The 20,497-nt window shown below is 44.4% G+C and carries 14 protein-coding genes and 1 pseudogene; all 15 read right to left on the minus strand.

The genetic code is table 11. From position 1 onward, the window contains the following. Window positions 1-40: 40 nt before the first annotated feature. Window positions 41-1,315: an FAD-dependent oxidoreductase gene (locus QUA56_RS29925; protein WP_333365558.1), complete on the minus strand. Its 1,275-nt coding sequence runs from the start codon at window positions 1,313-1,315 to the stop codon at window positions 41-43. A gap of 372 nt (window positions 1,316-1,687) precedes the next feature. Further along, a complete protein-coding gene (locus QUA56_RS29930; RefSeq protein ID WP_333365561.1) occupies window positions 1,688-2,815 on the minus strand; it encodes a DMT family transporter in 1,128 nt (375 codons plus the stop codon). A 33-nt stretch (window positions 2,816-2,848) separates the two neighbouring features. Then, a complete protein-coding gene (locus QUA56_RS29935) occupies window positions 2,849-4,186 on the minus strand; it encodes a phthiocerol/phthiodiolone dimycocerosyl transferase family protein (RefSeq protein ID WP_333365564.1) in 1,338 nt (445 codons plus the stop codon). A gap of 164 nt (window positions 4,187-4,350) precedes the next feature. Then, window positions 4,351-5,682 carry an FAD-dependent oxidoreductase gene (locus QUA56_RS29940; protein WP_333365567.1) on the minus strand — a complete coding sequence of 444 codons (1,332 nt, stop codon included), beginning with the start codon at window positions 5,680-5,682 and terminating at the stop codon, window positions 4,351-4,353. A gap of 73 nt (window positions 5,683-5,755) precedes the next feature. Further along, complete coding sequence (locus QUA56_RS29945; protein ID WP_333365569.1) at window positions 5,756-6,628, minus strand: sulfotransferase domain-containing protein; 873 nt, start codon at window positions 6,626-6,628, stop codon at window positions 5,756-5,758. Window positions 6,629-6,877: 249 nt separating this feature from the next. Next, window positions 6,878-8,305 carry a phthiocerol/phthiodiolone dimycocerosyl transferase family protein gene (locus tag QUA56_RS29950; RefSeq protein WP_333365571.1) on the minus strand — a complete coding sequence of 476 codons (1,428 nt, stop codon included), beginning with the start codon at window positions 8,303-8,305 and terminating at the stop codon, window positions 6,878-6,880. Window positions 8,306-8,397: 92 nt separating this feature from the next. After that, the gene (locus tag QUA56_RS29955; protein ID WP_333365574.1) at window positions 8,398-9,114 is read right to left on the minus strand and encodes an SDR family oxidoreductase; all 717 of its coding nucleotides are present in this window, start codon (window positions 9,112-9,114) and stop codon (window positions 8,398-8,400) included. A gap of 278 nt (window positions 9,115-9,392) precedes the next feature. Further along, a complete protein-coding gene (locus QUA56_RS29960) occupies window positions 9,393-9,944 on the minus strand; it encodes an EF-hand domain-containing protein (RefSeq protein WP_333365577.1) in 552 nt (183 codons plus the stop codon). A gap of 1,017 nt (window positions 9,945-10,961) precedes the next feature. Then, on the minus strand, window positions 10,962-12,002 hold the full coding sequence (locus QUA56_RS29965; protein WP_333365580.1) for a methyltransferase: 1,041 nt from the start codon (window positions 12,000-12,002) through the stop codon (window positions 10,962-10,964). A 152-nt stretch (window positions 12,003-12,154) separates the two neighbouring features. Continuing rightward, window positions 12,155-12,697, minus strand: a complete 543-nt coding sequence (locus QUA56_RS29970) for an EF-hand domain-containing protein (RefSeq protein WP_333365583.1) — start codon at window positions 12,695-12,697, stop codon at window positions 12,155-12,157. Between the two features lie 95 nt (window positions 12,698-12,792). Continuing rightward, window positions 12,793-14,070, minus strand: a complete 1,278-nt coding sequence (locus QUA56_RS29975; protein WP_333365586.1) for an FAD-dependent oxidoreductase — start codon at window positions 14,068-14,070, stop codon at window positions 12,793-12,795. A gap of 156 nt (window positions 14,071-14,226) precedes the next feature. Further along, window positions 14,227-15,051, minus strand: coding sequence for an SDR family NAD(P)-dependent oxidoreductase (locus QUA56_RS29980; protein WP_333365589.1), 825 nt, complete (start codon window positions 15,049-15,051; stop codon window positions 14,227-14,229). A gap of 146 nt (window positions 15,052-15,197) precedes the next feature. Further along, window positions 15,198-15,956, minus strand: coding sequence for a cyclase family protein (locus QUA56_RS29985; protein ID WP_333365592.1), 759 nt, complete (start codon window positions 15,954-15,956; stop codon window positions 15,198-15,200). Between the two features lie 79 nt (window positions 15,957-16,035). Further along, window positions 16,036-19,323, minus strand: a complete 3,288-nt coding sequence (locus QUA56_RS29990) for a beta-ketoacyl synthase N-terminal-like domain-containing protein (protein WP_333365595.1) — start codon at window positions 19,321-19,323, stop codon at window positions 16,036-16,038. 540 nt (window positions 19,324-19,863) lie between these two features. Beyond that, a pseudogene (locus QUA56_RS36975) lies at window positions 19,864-20,022 on the minus strand (IS630 family transposase); the annotation flags it as partial. Between the last annotated feature and the right edge of the window lie 475 nt (window positions 20,023-20,497).

Below are 20,497 nucleotides of genomic sequence, written 5' to 3' on the forward strand. Positions count from 1 at the left end.
CTTAGATATTGTTAAAAGCTGTAAACCGATATTAAGCCTCCTACAAGCTGAATTTGACCTTGATATGAGGTGGAAAAGCCCCAAATGCAAACAGTCGGGCCCGAAGGTCGCTCAACAGCGGTAGACGCAAATATATGGGCAGTTTCAACGAGTTATCCGCTTGCATTGCTTTGGCGGTAATCCGCTTCTGCGTAAAGGACTGAAATCCTTGGATGACTTTGATTGCGAGTTCGCGCTCGCGCTGCACTGCCGCCAGATGATTGAGTTGCACTTCGCCACGCTTGAGCGGTTCGCTCAGGATGTTTGCCGCCGCCACAGCATCCTGAATGGCATAGGTGATGCCAACCCCACCCAGAGGCGACATGACGTGGGCTGCGTCACCCAGTAAAAGCAGACCAGGGCGATACCAACGGGATAGTCGGCCCATTTGGACTGAGAGAAGCGATGTCTGCTGCCAATCTTTCAAATGGTGTACGCGATCGCCAAACTCAGGAACGACTTCGACGATAGACTGTTGCAGCGCCTCTATGCCTTCAGCTTGCATCTGGCGGTAGTACCCCTTGGGAATAACGGCAGCAATCTGCCAATTTCCATCAGAGGTGTTGTATGTAACTAAGACGCGCTTGCTACCATAGCGCACTCTCAGCCCCTCTGGTTCATCAGGGTGTCTGGGCAGGCGAAACCAAAGGAGATCCATTGGTGCTGCTGTCTCAATCAATTCCATACCTGCTAATTTACGAACCGAGGAGAAGCGCCCGTCGGCTGCTATTGTCAGGTGCGATCGCACTTCGTGCCAGCCCCCCTGTCCCCGATAGCGGACACCGCGAATCATACCATCTTCTTCAATTAGCTGTTGCACGTTTGCACCTGCAAGCAACTGAAAGTTTGGATAGCGTTTCGCTTCATTAGTTAGAAACTCAATCAACTTTACCTGGGGAATGATTGTGATGTAAGGATGTCGAGTCTTCAATTTGCTGAAGTTTGCAAAGGAAACTGTTTGACCGCAAAGGCTGAATTCCATTTGGCTTGTTTTGGAGTGAGGAACCTGTGCGAGCAAGCGCTCCGTTAGACCCAGTTCGTCCATAATTTCCATCGCCCCAGCTTGAATTAGGTCGCCGCGGAAGTCGCGTTCAAAGGTTTTGTGCGCCTCTAGCAGCATAACCGGAATACCTTGACGCGCCAATATCAGTGCCAAAACTACCCCTGTAGGCCCACCCCCAACGATACAACAGGTTGTTTGCTGCACGTCGAGAATCCTATCGGGAGTTGACTGATCTTGGACAGTTTTGGTGGTTTGTTCTTTTGGTTCAGACATACAAATTATCCTATTAATCAATATCTTGAAATTACCTGGGCGAGGTCTCGATATGCAGAAATTTCACGCCGTGTGGTATCGAGGTCGTGGCCGGTTATAAAATGTAGGAGCGCCATGTCGCAGTTTTGCGCCACGTAATTCAGAATTTTACACCTTTCCATTTTTTTTACCTGCTCGCGGACTTGACAATGTAAGACTTTCATCAGTTCTTCAAGCACTCCTTTGTGAGCAAAAGCCTGCTGTGAGCCTCACAACTGCTAGACGCGATCGCTAAAAGATATCAAATGGGTTCTATAGATCATTTTGGGAATTCCTTGGAACGGAAATCCATTTCAGGAGGCGATTGTCGCCCCCTGAAGAATTGCACTTAAACTAAGTAGGTTTTTTCATAGCCTTTGCCACATTCATCAATACCACTCCCGCAGTTACAACTATGATAGAACCCCACTGTTCTGGTAGCAATGTATCGCCAATAATTAGTAATGCTAAAATCGACGTTACAGCGGGACGGCTGGAGACAATAATTGCAGTAGAAGCTGCTCCAATTGCCTTAATTCCAAAGTTGCTAAACAAATATGTAGCAAAAGTAGTCAAGCAGAGTAAACCTCCCATCAATATCAGCTCTTGATTGATATCCACATGGATGAAAGGAAGCGTTACCGCCATTAATACTAACCACTCTACTGTAAAAACCAGGGCTGTAAAAGTAGCAGGATTGACTTTACTAAAGCAGGCTTGGGCAATTATTCCTTCCAATGCAAAGACAATACTGGATATGATTGCCGCGAGATAACCGATGATGGGATTTGGTTGGGTTGCTGGCTTGGGAATGGTAGGCGCATTTGATGCGTTGGGAGTTGGAGTTTGATTGGGTGCAGGAGGTAAAGCGGCGGCACTGGGCGGGTGTTTTACGCAGATCGGCGGACAAAATAAGTTTTGATCGATTGGCTTGAATGCTAGCCAAGCACAGCCGATGTAAATCAAGATAATTGCTAGCCATTGCTGCAAAGATGGGCGATCGCTAAATAATTTCCAAGCCAACAGCGTTGTCACCGTCGGATAAGTAAAGAAGATGGTGATTGCCATTGCTGGGCCAATATTTGCGATCGATAAATAAATACCTATTTGAGACAAAAATAGAAAAATGCCTGCTGCTACAATCTGCAATTTCAGCATCCGATCGCTACCTACGATTACCGATCGCGCCTCTCCCCAAGCTCCCGGTTTAAACACAGGCATAATTAGCCACGAAAGCGGTACTACAAAGCTAATTCGCAGCAGCAGCTCTAGCAGCGTAACTTGCATTTTATCGGCAGTGGGGTCAATATATCCCCCCAGGTTAATAATTCCTCCCAAAATGGGAATAGCCTTTGGGGATAGAGCAATTCTAGTTATGACATTCTGAAGCGATACGGCAACAGTTGCCAGCAATACCAAACTTAAGCCGCGCAACCACCGAGCTGAAAAACTAGATGCTGAGTCAGGAGAAGATGTAGCCATAAGTTGGAGTTCCTACACAGATTCACGTTAATATCATAGTTCCGAAGCTAAAAGGATATCATCACTACGGCAATTGCTGTGAGTTTCTGAACAAATTGCTTCTTGAAGTAGCTGCATCGCTTCACGCTTAATTTGTTCGGCAAGCGATCGCGGCCAAACCGACTCAGAGAAGGTCAAAGTCAAGAACATTTTGCCTCCCAGCGTTGTTACGCCTACAATCTTTATATTTTCAGAAGACTGCACTATTGGGCCGTAGATTGCCTTTAAAGATAGAGAGCCAAATTCTTGTGGGATATTTAATCGCCCTAAATTTGTGACGCATAAATCCCCCTTTTGTGCCATTTGCTGATACACAATTTGCGGGTCGGGCTGGGTAGAAAGAAAAGCTTTAGTTGGTCGAATATACTTAAATATTTTCTCGGTCACTGTCAACTCATTTATTTGGTGTTTTACCTCTTGCGCTACTTCCCAGAAGCTGGTTGCTGGAGCGATCGCATGAGTAGTGAATAAACCACACACATAAAGCCCAAAATCTTCTCCAATCGCTGGAACAACGTAATTTCTAACATTGCACGGAGAGACACACTTGTGAAGTAAATTTTCTGGCGAATTTACTTGTTTGGCTATTGCCAAGAGAAAAGCAGCGCAGATAGCACTGTGAACGCTAGTTTTTTTGTCTCGACAGCGCGAAACAAGTATAGTGGTTTCCTCTGGAGAAAGATGCCAGTGAAGTATGCTCGATCGCTGGCTTTCTTGAATAGCCTTTGTGTCCCTAACGCGATTCAACTCTACGCCCGCATTTTCTGATGTAGTCTTTTTTTGAATTGGTATGTTCTGGGCGATCGCACTACCATTGATACTATCCTCACTCAGAAAAATAAGTTCTTCCCAGGATGGAAGTTCTGGCAATATTTCGCGAGTGCTACCAGGGGTGCTTATCTCCTGCAAGATGTCCCGGATTAAGTAGATTGTTGATAAACCGTCGCCGATGGAGTGGTGGCAGGTAATAATCAGTTCCGAAACCTCCTCACTTTGGAGAAATACGACACGCACTAGCGGGCCTGTGCTCCAGGGGAAAGGAAGCGAAAGTTCGGCTTCTGTTTCCTGACACCAGTGGTTATCTCCTTGTCGCTGCAACACTCGCAGAGGTATGAGGGGAACGCCTTCTGATACAAATCGCGGTTGCTGATGTTCGTCGGTGACTATTTTTACAGCTAATAAAGGATGTCGGCGCTGTACCCAAGCGAGGGCATCGGTTAGCGATTCGACGGCGATCGCCCCTTTAATACGCGCTGTCAAAACGAAGTTGAATGACCATTTTTGATCGAGCAGCCATCTCAGATGCTCGGACACTCCTAATAATCGATTCATATTTAAGTTTTTTCCCTAAGTAAAATGGGTGAATCTGTCTGCCACAGACTACCTAATTTCTGACAAGTATTTGCTCAATACTTCCGTTAAAAATATCCTTCAATTAGCCGCCTCAATGGGCGGATTATAGCACGCCTGTCAGCAGTAAACTTGCTAGTGCAGCTTTAGTTTGTCAGGGTTTTCTCAGATGACGTAACAGCAGCATCAACATTGTCATCCAGCAATTTGTATTTTTTCTTTAGGTGAGGTGGGAAAACTCCCAATGCCATAATTTGGGCAGGAATGTCGCGCAAAATCGGCATACTCCAATAGGCAGGCAGCTTCAATGTCTTATCTGCTTGTACTGCTTTAGCGGTGACATTCGTCTGCACAAATGACTGAAACCACTGCATGATTTTTACCGGTAACTCTCGTTGACGTTGCACTGCTGTTAGATGCTTTAGCTGCACCTCGCCGCGTTTGAGCGGTTCGATTAGAATGTTCGCCGCAGCAACAGCATCCTGGATTGCGTAGGTGATACCAACTCCGCCCATAGATGACATGACGTGGGCGGCATCACCCAACAAAAGTAAACCGGGGCGATACCAGCGATCGAGTCGGCCTAGTTTGATTGTGAGAAGTGATGCCTGCTTCCAATCCTTTAGATACTCCACGCGATCGGCAAACTCTGGGACAATTTCGACAATAGACTGTCGCAGCGCTTCTATGCCAGCAGCCTGAAGCTGACTGTAGTAACCCTTGGGAATGTAATAGGCAATCTGCCAATTGCCATCATAAGTGTTGTATATTACCAAGGCGCGTTTGATACCAAAGCGCACGATTAAACCCTCCTGATCCTGGGATTGTCGGGGCAGGCGAAACCAAAGCAGATCGATGGGTAAGGCAGCAGTCTCAATCAGTTCCATACCTGCTAATTTGCGGACATTGGAGAAGCGCCCGTCTGCGCCTATTGTGAGGTGCGATCGCACTTCGTGCCAGCCCCCCTCTCCGCGATAGCGAACCCCGCGAATTATGCCGTCTTCTTCAATCAACTGTCGCACGTTTGCACCTGCAAGCAACTGAAAGCTTGGGTAGCGTTTCGCCTCGGCAATCAGGAATTCCAGAAACTTTGGTTGGGGAATTATTGTGAAGTAAGGGTGCCGACTCTTCAAACGGCTAAAGTCTGCAAATACCACCCTTTGATCGGGGGTGACGAATTCCATTTTCTCCTTCTTGGAGTGAGGAATTTGAGCAAGCAGGCGATCCGTTAGACCCAGTTCATCCATAATTTCCATCGCCCCAGCGTGCAGGACATCACCCCGGAAATCGCGATCGAAATTCTTGTGTGCCTCAATCAGCGTTACGGGAATGCCTTGACGCGCCAATATCAGTGCCAGAACCACCCCTGTAGGCCCGCCCCCTACGATACAACAGCTTGTGTGCTGCACGTCTTTAATGGCATCGGAAATCGGGGGTTCTTTGTCAGTTACGATCGCCTCTTCTCTTGTTTCAGACATGAAAATTCTCCAAAATATATTGTCTATTCAGGGCGGATATTGGCTATTTTAAAAAAATTCATTCAGCAATAAATTACTCCAATATAAATTCAAAATCAATGCCAGTTCCTTCCATATAGCGATCGCACACTTGGTTGAACTCTTCCAACTGCTTGTCGGAAAAATAGTTCTGCCAGTCGCCGACAGTACCCTTCCGCATGAATGAGTAGTTACTTCCCTTTTTATACATTTGGTTTGCTATGCTATCCATATTCGAGATTGGGTTGGCTTTCATGTGCGAAAAACTACATTTTTGGGAGATTATTTGCGCTTCTTCTTCCGATAAAGCACAGCCTAGAAAATCAGCAATTTTATTGATATTCCCTAAGAAATCTTTATGAAGGTCTTCGTATTTTAGAAAAAGTAGGTTTTTTTGCTCTTTCTTTTGCAACCAATCGAGCAGGTGAGTGTAATAAGAACCATAAGGAAGATTTCCGTTCATAAAATATTCCAAAAAAATGTCCCACGTCCCTTCCAAGCTATACAGTTTCAAAGCTTGCATGAAATAAAAATACGAAACAGCCACATCTTTTGGGTTTCTAGCCAGATAGATATACTTTAAATTATTCTCGCTATCGTCTGGCATCAGGGAATATGGCAAATGGGTGTATATATAGCGAGGCGAGGGGTAAGCTTCTAGTTTTTTCGTCTCGTTCAATTCAAAAAAAGGTACTGTGTCTACCCCAATCTGTACCACATCTATTCCTTCTGGTAGAGCAGGTTTGGCGAGGGCTTTAATTATTTGAGTTAGCCATATTGTTCCTGTCTTTGGATAGCTGACTACAAAAACATCTCCTGGTTTTGTTTGGAAAGTTGCCAAATTACGAAGTCGCTCTTCTGTTACGAAAGGTGGCAAAATTAAACCGTTAACGCAACAGTGATTAAACCCTAGCCGATCGGAATTCATGGATGCCTCCTAAATTTATTTTAATCATCTAAAACTTCACGGAAGAACGGAAATCGCTATGTTTTAACTCGCGAAAGAAGTTTGACTCGACAGTTTTAACCTCAGTGAATTTAGAGTCAGAGCCATAGTTATAGCCATCCTTTTGAGTAAATTCGCCACGGGTGGAGCTTTGACTCTTATTGTAACCCCGTCAGCAACATTACTTTCGTGCGGGGTGTTACCAATAGGGAAAGAACGGCGAATAATTTGTTATGCGATACCTAATCCAGCGCGATCAAAAGCTTGACTGGGAGTTTCTAAAGCTTCGCTAAGTTGCCGCATCGCACCGATCTGAATTTTCTTGGCAAGGGAGCGTGGCAATACTGATTCTGAGAATGTCAAAGTCAAGAACATCCGATCTCCCAGCGTTATTACACCCACAGTTTTTGCATTTTCAGAAGACTGCACTGTTGGGCCATAGATAGCCTCTAAAAAAAGAGAGCCATATTCCTGCGGTATATTTAAGCGCCCCAGATTGGTGACAACCAGTTTAATGTTGTTATCCATTTGGTCGTAGACCATTTGTGGGTCTGGTTTGGTGGAGAGAAATGCCTTAGTTCGTGGAATATCCTCAAACAATTTGCCTGCTGTCCATTCATTAAGTTGATGTTTTATTTCTCGCGCCAAATCCCAGAAATTTATTTCTGGCTTCAGAGTGTGGGCAGTTAATAAACCACAGATGTATAAGCCAAAATCTTCCCCTATTTCTGGCACGAGATACTTTCGTATATTGCAAGGAGAAAGACATTTGTGAACAGTATCTTCTGGGTAATTCATCTGTTCGCCTATTGACAGGAGAAAGGCAGTGCAGAGAGCACCTTGAACGCTAGTTTGATTCTCTCGACAACGCGAAACAAATGTAGCGGTTTCCTCTGGAGAGAGACACCAGTGCAGGATGCTCGATCCCTGGCTTTTTTTAATTTCCTTTTTATCGCTGACACGATTCAAATCTATGCCAGCATTTGTAGCGGTTTCCTCTGTAGAGAGGCTCCAGTGCAAGATTCTCGATCCCTGGCTTTTTTTAATTTGCTTTTTATCGCTGACACGATTCAAATCCACGCCAGCATTAGATGGGTTTATTTTGTGAGTCGGTGCGGCGGTGGCGATCGCATTACCATTGATGCTGTCCTTCTTCGAGAGGGGAATAAGTTCTTCCCAGCAGGGAAGTTCTGGCAATATCTCGCGAGTGCTACCAGGGGTGCTAATCTCCTGCAAGATGTCCCGGATTAAGTAGATTGTTGATAAACCGTCACAGATGGAGTGGTAGCAGGTAATAATCAGTTCCGAAACTGCCTCACCCTGGAGAAATACTACGCGCAGCAGCGGTTCTGTGCTATAGGAGAAAGGAAGCGACAGTTCGGCTTCTGTTTCCTGACACCAGTGGTTATCTCCAAGTCGCTGTACCACTCGCAGGGGGATGGGGGGAACGTCTTCTGATACAAATCGCGGTTGCTGATGTTCGTCAACGGCTATTTTTACAGCTAATAAGGGATGACGGCGCTGTACCCAAGCGAGGGCATTAGTTAGCTGTGGGATGGCGATCGTCCCTCTAACTCGCGCCGTCAAAGCGAAATTGAACGACCACCTTTGGTCTAGCAGCCACCTAATATGCTCGGATACACCTAATAATCGGTTCATACCTAAGTTTTTTTCCTTATTATCTGAAAGTTCTTACTTCACTAAAGGTAGAATTGTGAAAGCGATCGCACAGCTTTCACAAATTTGTCCCTCTACCAAGTAATGAGATTTTTATCTTGGAAAAATCCCCCTGTCGGCCCACCATCCGGCAACGTTGCTAACCACACAATCGTATCAACTCCTTCTGCAATCGTGCGGATCGCATGGGGGCCACCCATATCAGTTTGAACCCAGCCTGGATTGACTGAATTTATCAAGATATTCGTGTCTTTTAAGGCATTGGCAAATAGTACAGTGACTGCGTTTACCGCAGTTTTTGTAATTCCGTATGTGGGAAATACAGTAAAATCCATATTGCTTGATAACTTACCTAGACTAGAAGATAAATTCACAACCCGTCCATAATTCTGAACTTTCATCAGCGGGATTAACTGCTGGCACAACTGTAATGGCCCATAAACATTAGTTTCGATTGTCTGACGTAATGTGTCAACTTTCGCCTTGAAGATATCTCCGTCTGGATTTTCGACCCAATCTGTAAGAATGCCTGCATTATTAACCAGAATGTCCAAGTGACCAAATTCTTTGCTAATAAATTGAGAAAGACTTTCAATGCTCTCTGGATTAGTCACGTCAAGCGGGTGATATTTGACATCCAATTTCTCCGCTTGCAATTTATCAACTGCTGTTTGACCCTTGACTCGATCGCGACTGGTGAGAATGACTTGAATATCTCTTTGTGCCAGTTGGCGGCACGTTTCAAAACCTAATCCGCGATTAGCACCCGTTACAACTGCTAGCTTTTTCATAAATCTAACTTCTCTGACCCTAGTAAAAAAATGACACAAGTTGGTTGACCGAGGCAGGGAATTTTTATTCTGTAAATATTCCTTATAGCGGTTCGAGCGAAAGATGAGGTACGTTGTTGGGCTTGGGCCCTCTTAGTTTGGGTGGTTATGTAAGCTGTCAGTCATACCTCATCTTTTTGAGAAAGGCTATACCTCGATCTAATTAAAGATGTTTCCTTCAGAAGAAGTCTCTGAAACGGTTCCTATTTCTGCGAGATTTAACCGATGTACGGATGGGTTCAATACGAACCAAAAGCCCAATTGGCGGGATCTTGTGGATCGTTGCTTGTGTGATAGTCGTATAGGGCTATCGCAAATTCATCTCTGGAAAGTTTCCCATTCCCGTCCTTGTCAATTTTGGAAAAAGCGATTTTAGCGTCTTCTTCCGATCGACCCACTGCCTTCAAATAGATTGCATACTCTTTTAAGTCAATCTCTCCATCCCCATTTATATCGACAGTATCAAAAACAGCTTGACTCGGCCCCAATTTTGTTTTTTCGTTTTTTGCGTCTTTATTTGCTGCAATCAAAATATCGCCGAACTTCAGGTATTCATCCACGGTGACTTGATTGTCGCCATCTGCATCAGCAGGTTTCCAATAAGTTTCCCACAGAAGGACATAAGTGGAAATAATTTTCTCATACTCTGTCGAACCCGGTTGAATCCCCCTCAGTTCAGCAACCTTTTGACCTTGATGTTCAAAATCGGCTAATTCTACGATTCCATCCTTGGACGTGTCGTTCATATAAAAGCGCAGGGTGAGCTTTCTCTTCTGAAATTCAGTCAACATAAATAATCTTCCTCGTTTTCTCGTTTGATGGTTTTTTCTGTTGCCAGCGTCATTGCTGACCTTCTATCGCATCGATTTCCCCTTCAGATGAAGTGGAATTTCCCCATATGCCAGACGTTTTGCAAGGGGAGCATCTCAGTTTTGCATTTATAGTGCGAGCGAGCGTCCCCGCTCGCGATTTGTAGAATGCGCGAGATATTAAGCTCGCACTATAATAAAAAAAATGCTTTTTGCAAAACTGAGATGCTCCCTTTTGCAAGGAGGTCATATCATTTCCTTTGGCATCGGTTTGGCACTCCCACCCCGCTCAGGGAATGGGATTCTTGAGAGCTAGGTGAACTATGGAGCGCAACGGCTTAGTCAAAAAGCCTTTAGACACTCGCTCGAATTCGAGGTTGTGCTTAATTTCTTTCAAATGTAGCAATGTCTAGCTTAATTGTCAACCATTATCAGTCAGTAATTTCACTGCGGAAAACAGCCGCAAAAACTCCTCCTAGCCTTAAGGCGATGGGTTTTCGTTTTGGAGAAATTTCTGATATCCAGTTTTTCTCCACAAAGGCTGTCTTTAGCTTTTAACTTTGGGAGTTTCTGGACAAGGTGAAAAAGCCAGTTAAGCTCTACAAATTTATTAAACAAGTTCTAAAAAAAATCACTACCGTTAACTGGGATTGTTGATTTAAAAGTGGTGAAATTTTCATTAAGTAGCAGTTCAGCAAAGCATACAGCATATTCCATGTATGTGCGGTACACACAATCTTGTAGTAAGTAAGGTGCGTCGCCACCCGTCTGGCGAGCAAGTTCCATTGAACCTTCGGCAGCGACGCACCCTACATAACACGTACCACACAATAGACCTCTTGCAAAAATAATTAGGACGGGCAAGATGCCCATCCCACAATAAAAAATAACTCTTGTGGGATGGGCATCTTGCCCGTCCCCTCAATTGATGAAAGGATTTTTGCAAGAGGTCTAATATAGCTGCTACTGTACTTCATGAACCTGGAATATGCTGTATTTCTAAACTGGCACGCCCTCAATTAAGCTGATCGTCGATTGCGTGGGCACGATTTTGGTCAGTTGGAAACCGGCTGCTTCAAAAAGCGCTCGATATTCAGCCTCCGTTCGCTCGCTGCCACCAGGAAGCATCACTAGCATATTCAGGTCGAGAAACGAGAACGATGATAAGGTTTTATTCCCGAGCGGAATTACCATTTCAGCCAACAAAAGCTTTCCTTTATCCCCCATAGCGCGGCGGCAGTTTTTGAGGATAGTAATTGCCCGTCGATCGTCCCAGTCATGTACAATGTTCTGGAGAATGTAAGTATCGCCACCGCTAGGCACGGACTCAAAGAAATCTCCGCTAATTAATTGGCAGCGTTCCGCAACTCCTTTTGATGCTATCAACTCTTTGGCACTTTCTATCGCTGGCGCTAGGTCAAACAAAACCCCTTCCATAGTAGGGTTTGCCTTGAGAATCATGGAAATTAAACTTCCGCCTCCACCTCCTACATCGACTAATTTGCCGATCGATGAAAAGTCGTAGCTAGAGGCGATCTGGTCCTGTCTATTTTCTGATTTAATCGTCATCGCCGAGTCAAAATTCTTGCTGGGTTCGGGGTTTTGGGCATAATACTGAAAAAGGTTCGTGCCGTATAAATGCTCGAAAGCGTTTTCTCCCGTTTGCACGCTGTGCATCAAATGTCCCCAACCTTGGTAGAATTCCTCCCCATTCATAATAGCCAAAGCACGCAGCGAGCCGGGAACTTCACTCGCCAGACAAGCAGCAAGCGGTGTTAGGGTAAAATAATCCGGTTCTGTCTCGGCAAAAATCCCCACACTCGCCAGGGCACGCATGAGCCGGTAAAGCGATCGCGCGTGTACTTTAGTTTCTATTGCCAGTTCCTCGCAACTCTTCGCGCCGTCTTTCAATAAATCGGCAATATCAAGTTTGGCAGCAACGTAAATCGCCTGGGTCAGCCAATAGCTAGTTATCATTTGCTGCATGGCTGTCTGGGGAGATATCTGTTGTGAAGATTGAAAATTTTCTTGTTGGTACATAGCGTTAAAAGCAGTTTACTATTAATGGGAAAGGTAGAGAATTTCTATTTTGTAAAAATCCCCTACTTCGATCTGAATAAAGATGTTGCCTTTAGAAGAACTCTCTGAAACGGTTCCTCTTTCTGCGAGCTTTAACCGATATACGGCTGGGTTCAATACGAACCGAAAACCCAGTTGGCGGGATCTTGTGGATCGTTACTTGCGTGATATTCGTATAGGGCTATGGCAAATTCATCTCTGGAAAGTTTCCCATCCCCGTTCGTGTCAATTTTGGAAAAAGCAATTTTAGCGTCTTCTTCCGATTTTCCTACGGCCTGCAAATAGATTGCATACTCTTTTAATTCAATCTCTCCATTCCCATCTGCATCTATAACATCAAAAAGAGCTTTAACCTGCTCCAATTTGGTTTTTTCGTCTGTTTTTACCGCAATCACAACATCTGCGAATTTCAGGTATTCTTCCAAGGTGACTTTATTGTCACCATCTGTATCAGCGCCCTCCCAATAAATTGACCATATATTGCGATAGGCGGAGATGATTTTTTCATACTCTGTTGAACCTGGTTGAATCCCCCTGAGTTCAGCAACCTTTTGACCTTGCTGTTCAAAGTCGGCTAATTCTACGATTCCATCCTTGGACGTATCAGCCATATAAAAGCGCAAGCTGAGCTTTCTCTTTTGAAATTCAGTCAGCATAAATAATCTTCCTGGTTTTCTCGTTTAATGGTTTTTTCAACTGTCGCCAGTGTCATTTCTGGCATTTTACCGACGCGATTTTGCCGTTTAGCATCCTACAACTTGTATTCGGGCTTCAAGTGAGGTGGAAAAACGCCAAATGCCAGTATTTCGGCAACGATATTACGTAAAAACGGCAGACTCCAATAGAGCGGCAGTTTGTACGTCTGATCTGCTCCGATCGCTTTGGCGGTGACATTCTTTTGCAGAAAAGACTGAAACCCCTGGATGACTGCGATCGGCAACTCGCGCTGACGCTGCACTTTTGCCAGATGATTTAGCTGCACTTCACCGCGCTTGAGCGGCTCAATCAAAATGTTTGCAGCCGCCACAGCATCCTGAATTGCATAGTTGATACCAACTCCCCCCAGCGGCAACATAACATGAGCAGCGTCACCAATTAAAAGCAGACCAGGACGATACCAGCGATCGATTCTACCCAGTTCGAGTGCAATGTGCGCTGTGTTTTTCCAATCTTTCAAATGGTGTACGCGATCGGCAAATTCTGGAACTACTCCCACAATTGACTGCTGCATCGCCTCTATTCCAGTGGCTTGAATTTGGTGGAAAACAGGTTTGGGAATATAGTAAGCAATCTGCCAATTCTCATCATAGGTGTTGAATTTTACTAAGATGCGCTTGTTACCAAAGTGCGAGATTACACCCCCCGGTTCATTAGGATATCGAGGTAAGCGAAACCAAAATAGTTCGAGTGGCATTGCTACCTTGTTAAATTCCATGCCTGCTAATTGACGAATCTTAGAAAAGCGCCCGTCTGCTGCTACTGTCAGGTGCGATCGCACTTCATGCCAGCCCCCTTTTCCCCGATAGCGCACGCCGCGAATGGTTCCGTCTTCTTCAATCAGTTGTTGCACGTTTGCACCCATTAGCAACTGAAAGTTTGGGTAGCGTTTCGCTTCAGTAATGATAAAATCAAGCAGTTTTCCCTGGGGAATGATTGTCATGTAAGGGTATCGAGTTTGCATCAAACCACTTACGTCTGCGAACGTAATGGTTTTTCCGCCAACAAGAAATTTAATTGTTTCAGTCGTAGAGTAGGGAAGTTCAGCCAGCAAGCGATCGCCTAGACCCATTTCGTCGAGCAATTCCATCGCTCCGGCGTGAAGTACATCACCCCGAAAGTCGCGGTTGAAGTTCTTCTGTGCCTCAATCAGCGTCACGGGAATGCCTTGGCGTGCCATCAGCAGTGCCAGAACTGCTCCTGTAGGCCCTCCCCCAACAATACAGCAGGTTGTTTGTTGCACGTCGAGAATGACATCGGGAGTCGGGGGTTCTGTCATGTTTAGGGGACTTGGTTCTTGAGCTTCTGACATGGGAATTCTCCGAAAAACCTTGTTAAATCAAAAAACTTTATGTAGGTTGGATTGCACTATTGTTCCACCCAAATCCTACCCATAAAAGCTCTTGGGTTTCGTTTCCGATCCCCGCAAAATTTGCAATTCAGACCACTACTCTGGAAATATTTAATCTTAATAATTGCCTAAACCCCCGCAAATATTAATAGCCTGTGCCAGTATCGGGGCTGCTATGTCTGATGCTAAATAAACTGCCATTGGAGCTACTTCTTCTGGAACCACATAACGCCCCAAAGGGATGCGCGTTTCAAAGCGCTTCAAAACTTCTTCAGGAGTTATTCCCCATACCTGTGAGTACACCTCTCGCGCTTTTACTGCCAAATCTGTTTCCACAAAGCCGGGGCAGATAGCGTTGACTGTCACTCCTGTTTTAGCCAGTTCTAATCCCAGGGATTTCGTAAAGCCAACTACTCCATGTTTAGAAGCTGTGTAGGCGGCAGCAAACAAAACTCCTTGCTTACCCCCAGTAGAAGCCATATTAATGATGCGTCCCCAGCGTCGGTCTAACATACCCGATCGCGCTAGAACTGCACGGGTAACTCGATAAACACCGTGGAGATTGGTATCAATGATGTCGTACCAAATCTCAGGATCGGTGGCAACAGTTGGACCACCTCCCCCTCGTCCAGCCGTGTTACTTAAAATGTCAATGCGGTTGTGGAGTTGCATTACATCTTCCACCATCGCCTCTACCTGCCCTTGGTCGCGGACATCTGCTACGACTCCAGAAACTTGAATTTTTGTACCGTTGTCGGCATCAATAGTATGAGCGAGATCCTTCAATGCAGATATGGAATCATTGAGCCGTCCTTGTTCTCTGGCAGCGATGACGACATGAGCGCCAGCAGTTACAAAGGCTTGGGCGATCGCCAATCCAATCCCCCGACTGCCTCCAGTAATCAATGCTACTTTCTCTTTTAAAAGTAATTGCGAATTCATTTCGATCTGCTCCAGTTGAGATTTAATGGCACTTGAATTGTCGGGAAACTACCGATTGGTTGGCAAGCTATCTATTGCTCATTCAACTAATTGATGATATTGATAACTGTCAGAGATCGTAATTGATTGGTGACGCTCGCCATCCATTAATCCTTAATGATTGCGACAACCCGACTCCAACCAGCTCCACAATTGCGAACTTTGATGGGGAAACAAGCTACAGTAAACCCCGTATTTAAAGGAATCTTGTCGAGATTAGCCAGTCTTTCAATCTGACAGTATTCTTTTTCTCTCCCATATATGTGAGCGGGCCACAAGCAATCAGACTGCTGCTTTTTTTTGTACTCTGACAACATAGCATGAAACGGTGGATCGAACCCGAAACTATCTATGCCGATTACTTTCACCCCTCGTAAAACCAACCACTCAGTCGCCTGCCGAGTCACACCGCGGAATTTGGTAAAGTATTCAGCTTTTTCCCAATACTTATCCGCTCCAGTTCGCAATAAGACGATATCAAAAGGCTTAATATCATACTTCATCATTGCCAATTTTTGCTCTATTTCCGCAGCAGTTATCGGTTCGTCAACAGGCCCTTCCGAACAGTCAATCAGCACCCCATCATGGAAAAACCAGTCAAGAGGTAAATCTTCAATCGTTTTAGCGGTTTGTCCTTCGCATAAAGGGCCATAATGAGCGGGAGCATCTATATGGGTTCCAGAATGAGTTGTCAATTTAACAAACTCAATTGATAACCCCATACCAGAAGGAAATGCCGTGCGATCGATTCCTGCCGGCTTGCCTAGCATATCAGCCCCTTGTTCGTGATTCACATACTCGATCTCAACGGGAACAGGTTCACCCTCTGTAGGCTCCATCGTCACACTCAGGTCAATTAGTTGCATAACTCCTCATTTCCTCTAAGTTTTTCAATTGAATGGATAGAAAATTTCCCAAATTCATGGATTTTCTATTTGCCCAAATTCATGGATTTTCTTTGCTGAGTTCGCGAATCAATAGAGCGGTAAGATGAGTAATGCTAATGCCTCCCAGCAATTGCTTTACCTGGACATCAATTCCTAGTTGTTGTTTAACTTTTTCCCGCAATTCCATTGCAGAAAGAGATTCTAACCCCAATTCAGTAAGGGTAGAATTTACTAACAATTGAGTCTGAGATACACCAATAATCTTTGCCACCTGAGATTGAAGATAGTTGCTTAAGATTGAAGGGCGATCGCTATTGGCTACTTTCAACAGTTGCAAAATATTATGCTGTTGAATCGCTATACCTGGAGATTTTTTTTGCTGGGACTCCTTATTTTCAGTTAAATCCTGCGCTCCATTACTTGGGGAAGTTGTCTCCCGCATATCAAACTCGTTTTCTGTTTCTTCTAGCAGTAACTCAATAAGTTCTTGGCGCTGTTGCTCCAGAAGTTTCACTAATTTTGTGGAAAGCATTTTCTTACCATTATTGGAATTAACCTCATTTGGCTTCAATTGAGTAACCAGTTGCTCAGATGCAATTGGATGACTGTTGTCGTTCTCAGTTTCCAACCAATAGCGTTGCCGTTGGAACGGATATGTCGGTAAAACTACCCGATATCGTGGATAATCGCTGTCAAAGCCAGACCAATCTACTTTCGCTCCACTTATATACAACTGTCCCAAAGTCTGCAATAGTATTTGCCAATCGGCTTGTCCTGGACGTAAACTAGGTAGCCATGTTCCAAAACCTTCTGGTAAACACTGACGTGCCATTCCTAATAAAATCGGCTTAGCACCACACTCTAGAAATACTTCATAACCGAGGCTATACAGGCTGTTTATACCCCCTAAAAAGTTTACGGGTGAAAGGATGTGACGGCACCAATATTCAGAAGTGGCTATATCGTTTGATATCGCTTGTCCAGTGAGATTAGAGACCATGCTAATCTTTGGTGGTGAATAAGATATCTCATTAGCCACTTTTAAAAAGTCTGCTATCATTGGCTCCATTAATGGCGAGTGGAAAGCATGGGAAACCTGCAATTGCTTTATTTTGATCCCCTCAGCCTCAAACTTCGCGCTGACGGCTTTAACCGCTTGCTCTTCTCCAGAAATAACAGTGCTTTCTGGCCCGTTAATGGCAGCGATCGCCACTTTTCCGCGATACTCTTCTAGTGCAGCAAATACCCGCTCTTGGGAAGCCATAAGCGATACCATTATCCCCTCCTTTGGTAACTTCTGCATCAGCTTTCCGCGTGCGGCAATCAATTTCAGAGCATCTTCAAGGGAGAAAACTCCTGCTACACAAGCAGCGACATATTCCCCTACACTATGACCCATGACTATAGCAGGAGTAATGCCCCAAGACTGCCACAAACAATACAAAGCATATTCGATCGCAAACAGAGCAGGTTGAGTGTAAGCCGTTTCATCTAGAGGCGAGTTTGCACCAGGTTGAGGATAAATAACCTCAAGTAATGATTTTTCTAAATATGGCTGCAAAATGCGATCGCACTGTTCGAGAGTTTTCCTGAAAATAGGCTGCGTCTCGTAGAGTTGTCGTCCCATCTCAACATACTGAGAACCCTGTCCGGTGAACAAGAAAGCAATTTTAGTCGGTTCTGGATTACTTATGAAGTTACTGACAACCGCCACGGCTTCCCCATCTCGATAGAAGCCTGCTAACCTAGTCTCAATTTCTTGTACAGAAGCTCCCACAACACTTAAACGGTGCTGTAAGTGGAGCCTTCCTGTATTAGCTGTAAAGCAAACATCAGCCAGTGCTTGTTCTGGATTAACACTCAGATGTTGACGATATCGCTCTGCTAACTGCTTGAGTGCGATCGAACTCTTTGCAGATATAACTAGAATATGCTCAGGACGTTTGCACTCAGAAATAACAGCTTTCAATTCAGGACCCTCTTGTACCAGCATACAAGAATTAGTGCCGCTGATACCAAAACAATTCAGCGCTGCAATATGCGGCTTGGATTGAGGCCAAGATGCAATCTGAGTTGGAATTTTTACAGCGGTTTTTTCCCAGTCAAGGCAGGGATTGATTTCTTGGATATTGATCTGAGGTGCGATTTCTTGATTTTGAAGGGATAATACTAATTTGATTAAAGATGCAATACCGCTCGCTGGTTCTGGATGACCAATATTAGCCTTGCATGAACCGACCATTATCGGGAGTTCTTTAGAGTGGTAAAGTCCAAAAACCTGTTCAATAGTCGTCAATTCTGTTGCATCACCAACAGCGGTTCCTGTACCGTGAGCTTCAAAATAACTAACTTCCGAGGGATGAATTTTAGTTTGAGTCAGGACGCGATTTAATAATGCTTGCTGTGATTGCCCATTTGGTGCAGAAAAACTGTAACTCGCCCCGTCTTGATTGACACCACTACCGCGAATAACTGCTAAAATATTGTCTCTGTCAGCCAGAGCATCGGATAGACGTTTGAGAACGACAATACCGCAGCCTTCGGCTCTGACATAACCATCTGCACTAGCATCAAAGACTTTGCAATGGTTATCCAAAGTTAGTATTCTGCCTTTATAAGTGTAGACATGGACTGTTGGATCGAGGATGAGATTAACTCCTCCTGCCAGAGCCATCTCACACTCGCGTTGACGCAAGCTGGTACAGGCTTGGTGGATAGCAACTGACGAAGAGGAGCAAGCTGTATCAATAGTCATAGCGGGTCCCGTCAGTCCCCAAGTGTAGGAGATACGTCCTGATGCCGCGTATGATTTAACTCCGGTCACAAAAAACAACTCGTGTTGTTTGTTTAGCTCAGGTGGCCGTTTTTGAATAACATCGTTGTAATCTTCACAGGTGAGACCAATAAAAACACCAGTGGAACTACCTGCCAATCTATCTGGTACGTGTCCGGCTCTTTCTAGAGCCTCCCAACTGACTTCCAACAGTAAGCGATGTTGAGGGTCAATAGCACCTGCCTCTCGAGGAGAAATCCTAAAAAAATCCGCGTCGAATAGGTCTATATTTTTTAGGAAATAGCCATTACGCAGTGGCATTTTACCTGGAACAGTTGGATCGGGATCGTAATAGTTTTTGAGGTTCCAACGCTCATCGGGAATTTTGGTTGCCGAATTAGTACCGGAGCGGAGTAATTTCCAAAAGCTTTCTGGATCGTCGGCTCCAGGAAAGCGGCAACTCATGCCAATAATTGCAATAGGTTCAGTCTTTTCTTGCTCTAGCTTGTCTAATTGACTTTCAAGCTGCTGAATAGTTAAAACAGAGGCTTCCAAGTCAGAATTGAGGTTCACACTATTTTCCAAGGGCTTGAGCATTATTTATCAATAAATTGTGAGCTAAAAAACTTGCGTAAAAAGTCACAGCCAGCTAATAGGATCGTGCCACAAATCAGTAGAATTACCGATAAAACACAGAAAATTCATAATTTTGCTTAAGTTTTTTGTTGTAGGATTTGCACCCATCGATGTTATCGCCAATGTTATCACAAAAAAGTCTGGTAGTATTATTTTCTGAAGGATAGATAAAATAAGTGTAAATGAAGGTGCAAGGCGGTAATTAAATCATGAAACCCTATTTGTTGGGATCTTCCGTACTTAGCGTGCCAAACTATTAGTTTAAGTAGTTAAAACCCAATCTAGGTATGAATCGCAGTAAAAAATTGCTCCAAATTAACTAAAGTAAGACCGGAAATCTTTGCTGTGTAAAAATTTATGCCATTAATTTCAGATAAATGAGCAGCGGTAAGTACGGAAGACCCGAAACTCTACGAACCTTTTCTTGTCTGAATATCTTAGTCTTCCCATTACGTTAACTCTTCCTTTCCTTCGCTATTCTCTGACATTTTTTCGGGTTACTTTTTTATCCCAATTCTTTCTGATGATGACTCTTAAACTAAATCCGCTCTTGTTCCAAAACCATACCTGTAAACGTTCTGGACTGGCTTTTTCTGTTTTTAAGTATTCTTCGAGCTTTTCTTTGAATACTTTTCTTTTTTCTGGGTTTCTAGACGGCTATCAGCTATATTTTGCCCAGAGGTCAATCGATTTGAGATTTGAGATTTGAGATTTTAGATTAAAGCATTGACTTAGCCCACAAACGGATACCGTGCCACGTACTTAAGTCGTGGAAAGATCAAAATTTTAGGCCCTAGTTCAAGCTCCCAGATTGCATCTGTGGGATAAATCTAAAATCTCAAATCTCAAATCTAAAATCGACTGACCCCACGGATAAATACGTTCGGCAAGTTTCATCGGATACAGGTTTTTTATTTCTGGACGGATGAATCCGGGGGCTTGTATCCTGGATGCTTTCGGTCAACGTACTTTTTTTGCTCTAATATGCTCCGAATTTGTGAGCCACTTAATTTTATTCCGGTGTTTTCATCTAAATATAGCAATCCTTGCAGGATTTGCTTGCATTATACGCGAGCTTTCTGGCTCGCACTGCAAGGATTCTGGTCTCGCT

The sequence above is a fragment of the Microcoleus sp. N3A4 genome, from assembly GCF_036701805.1.
Taxonomy (GTDB): Bacteria; Cyanobacteriota; Cyanobacteriia; order Cyanobacteriales; family Microcoleaceae; genus Microcoleus.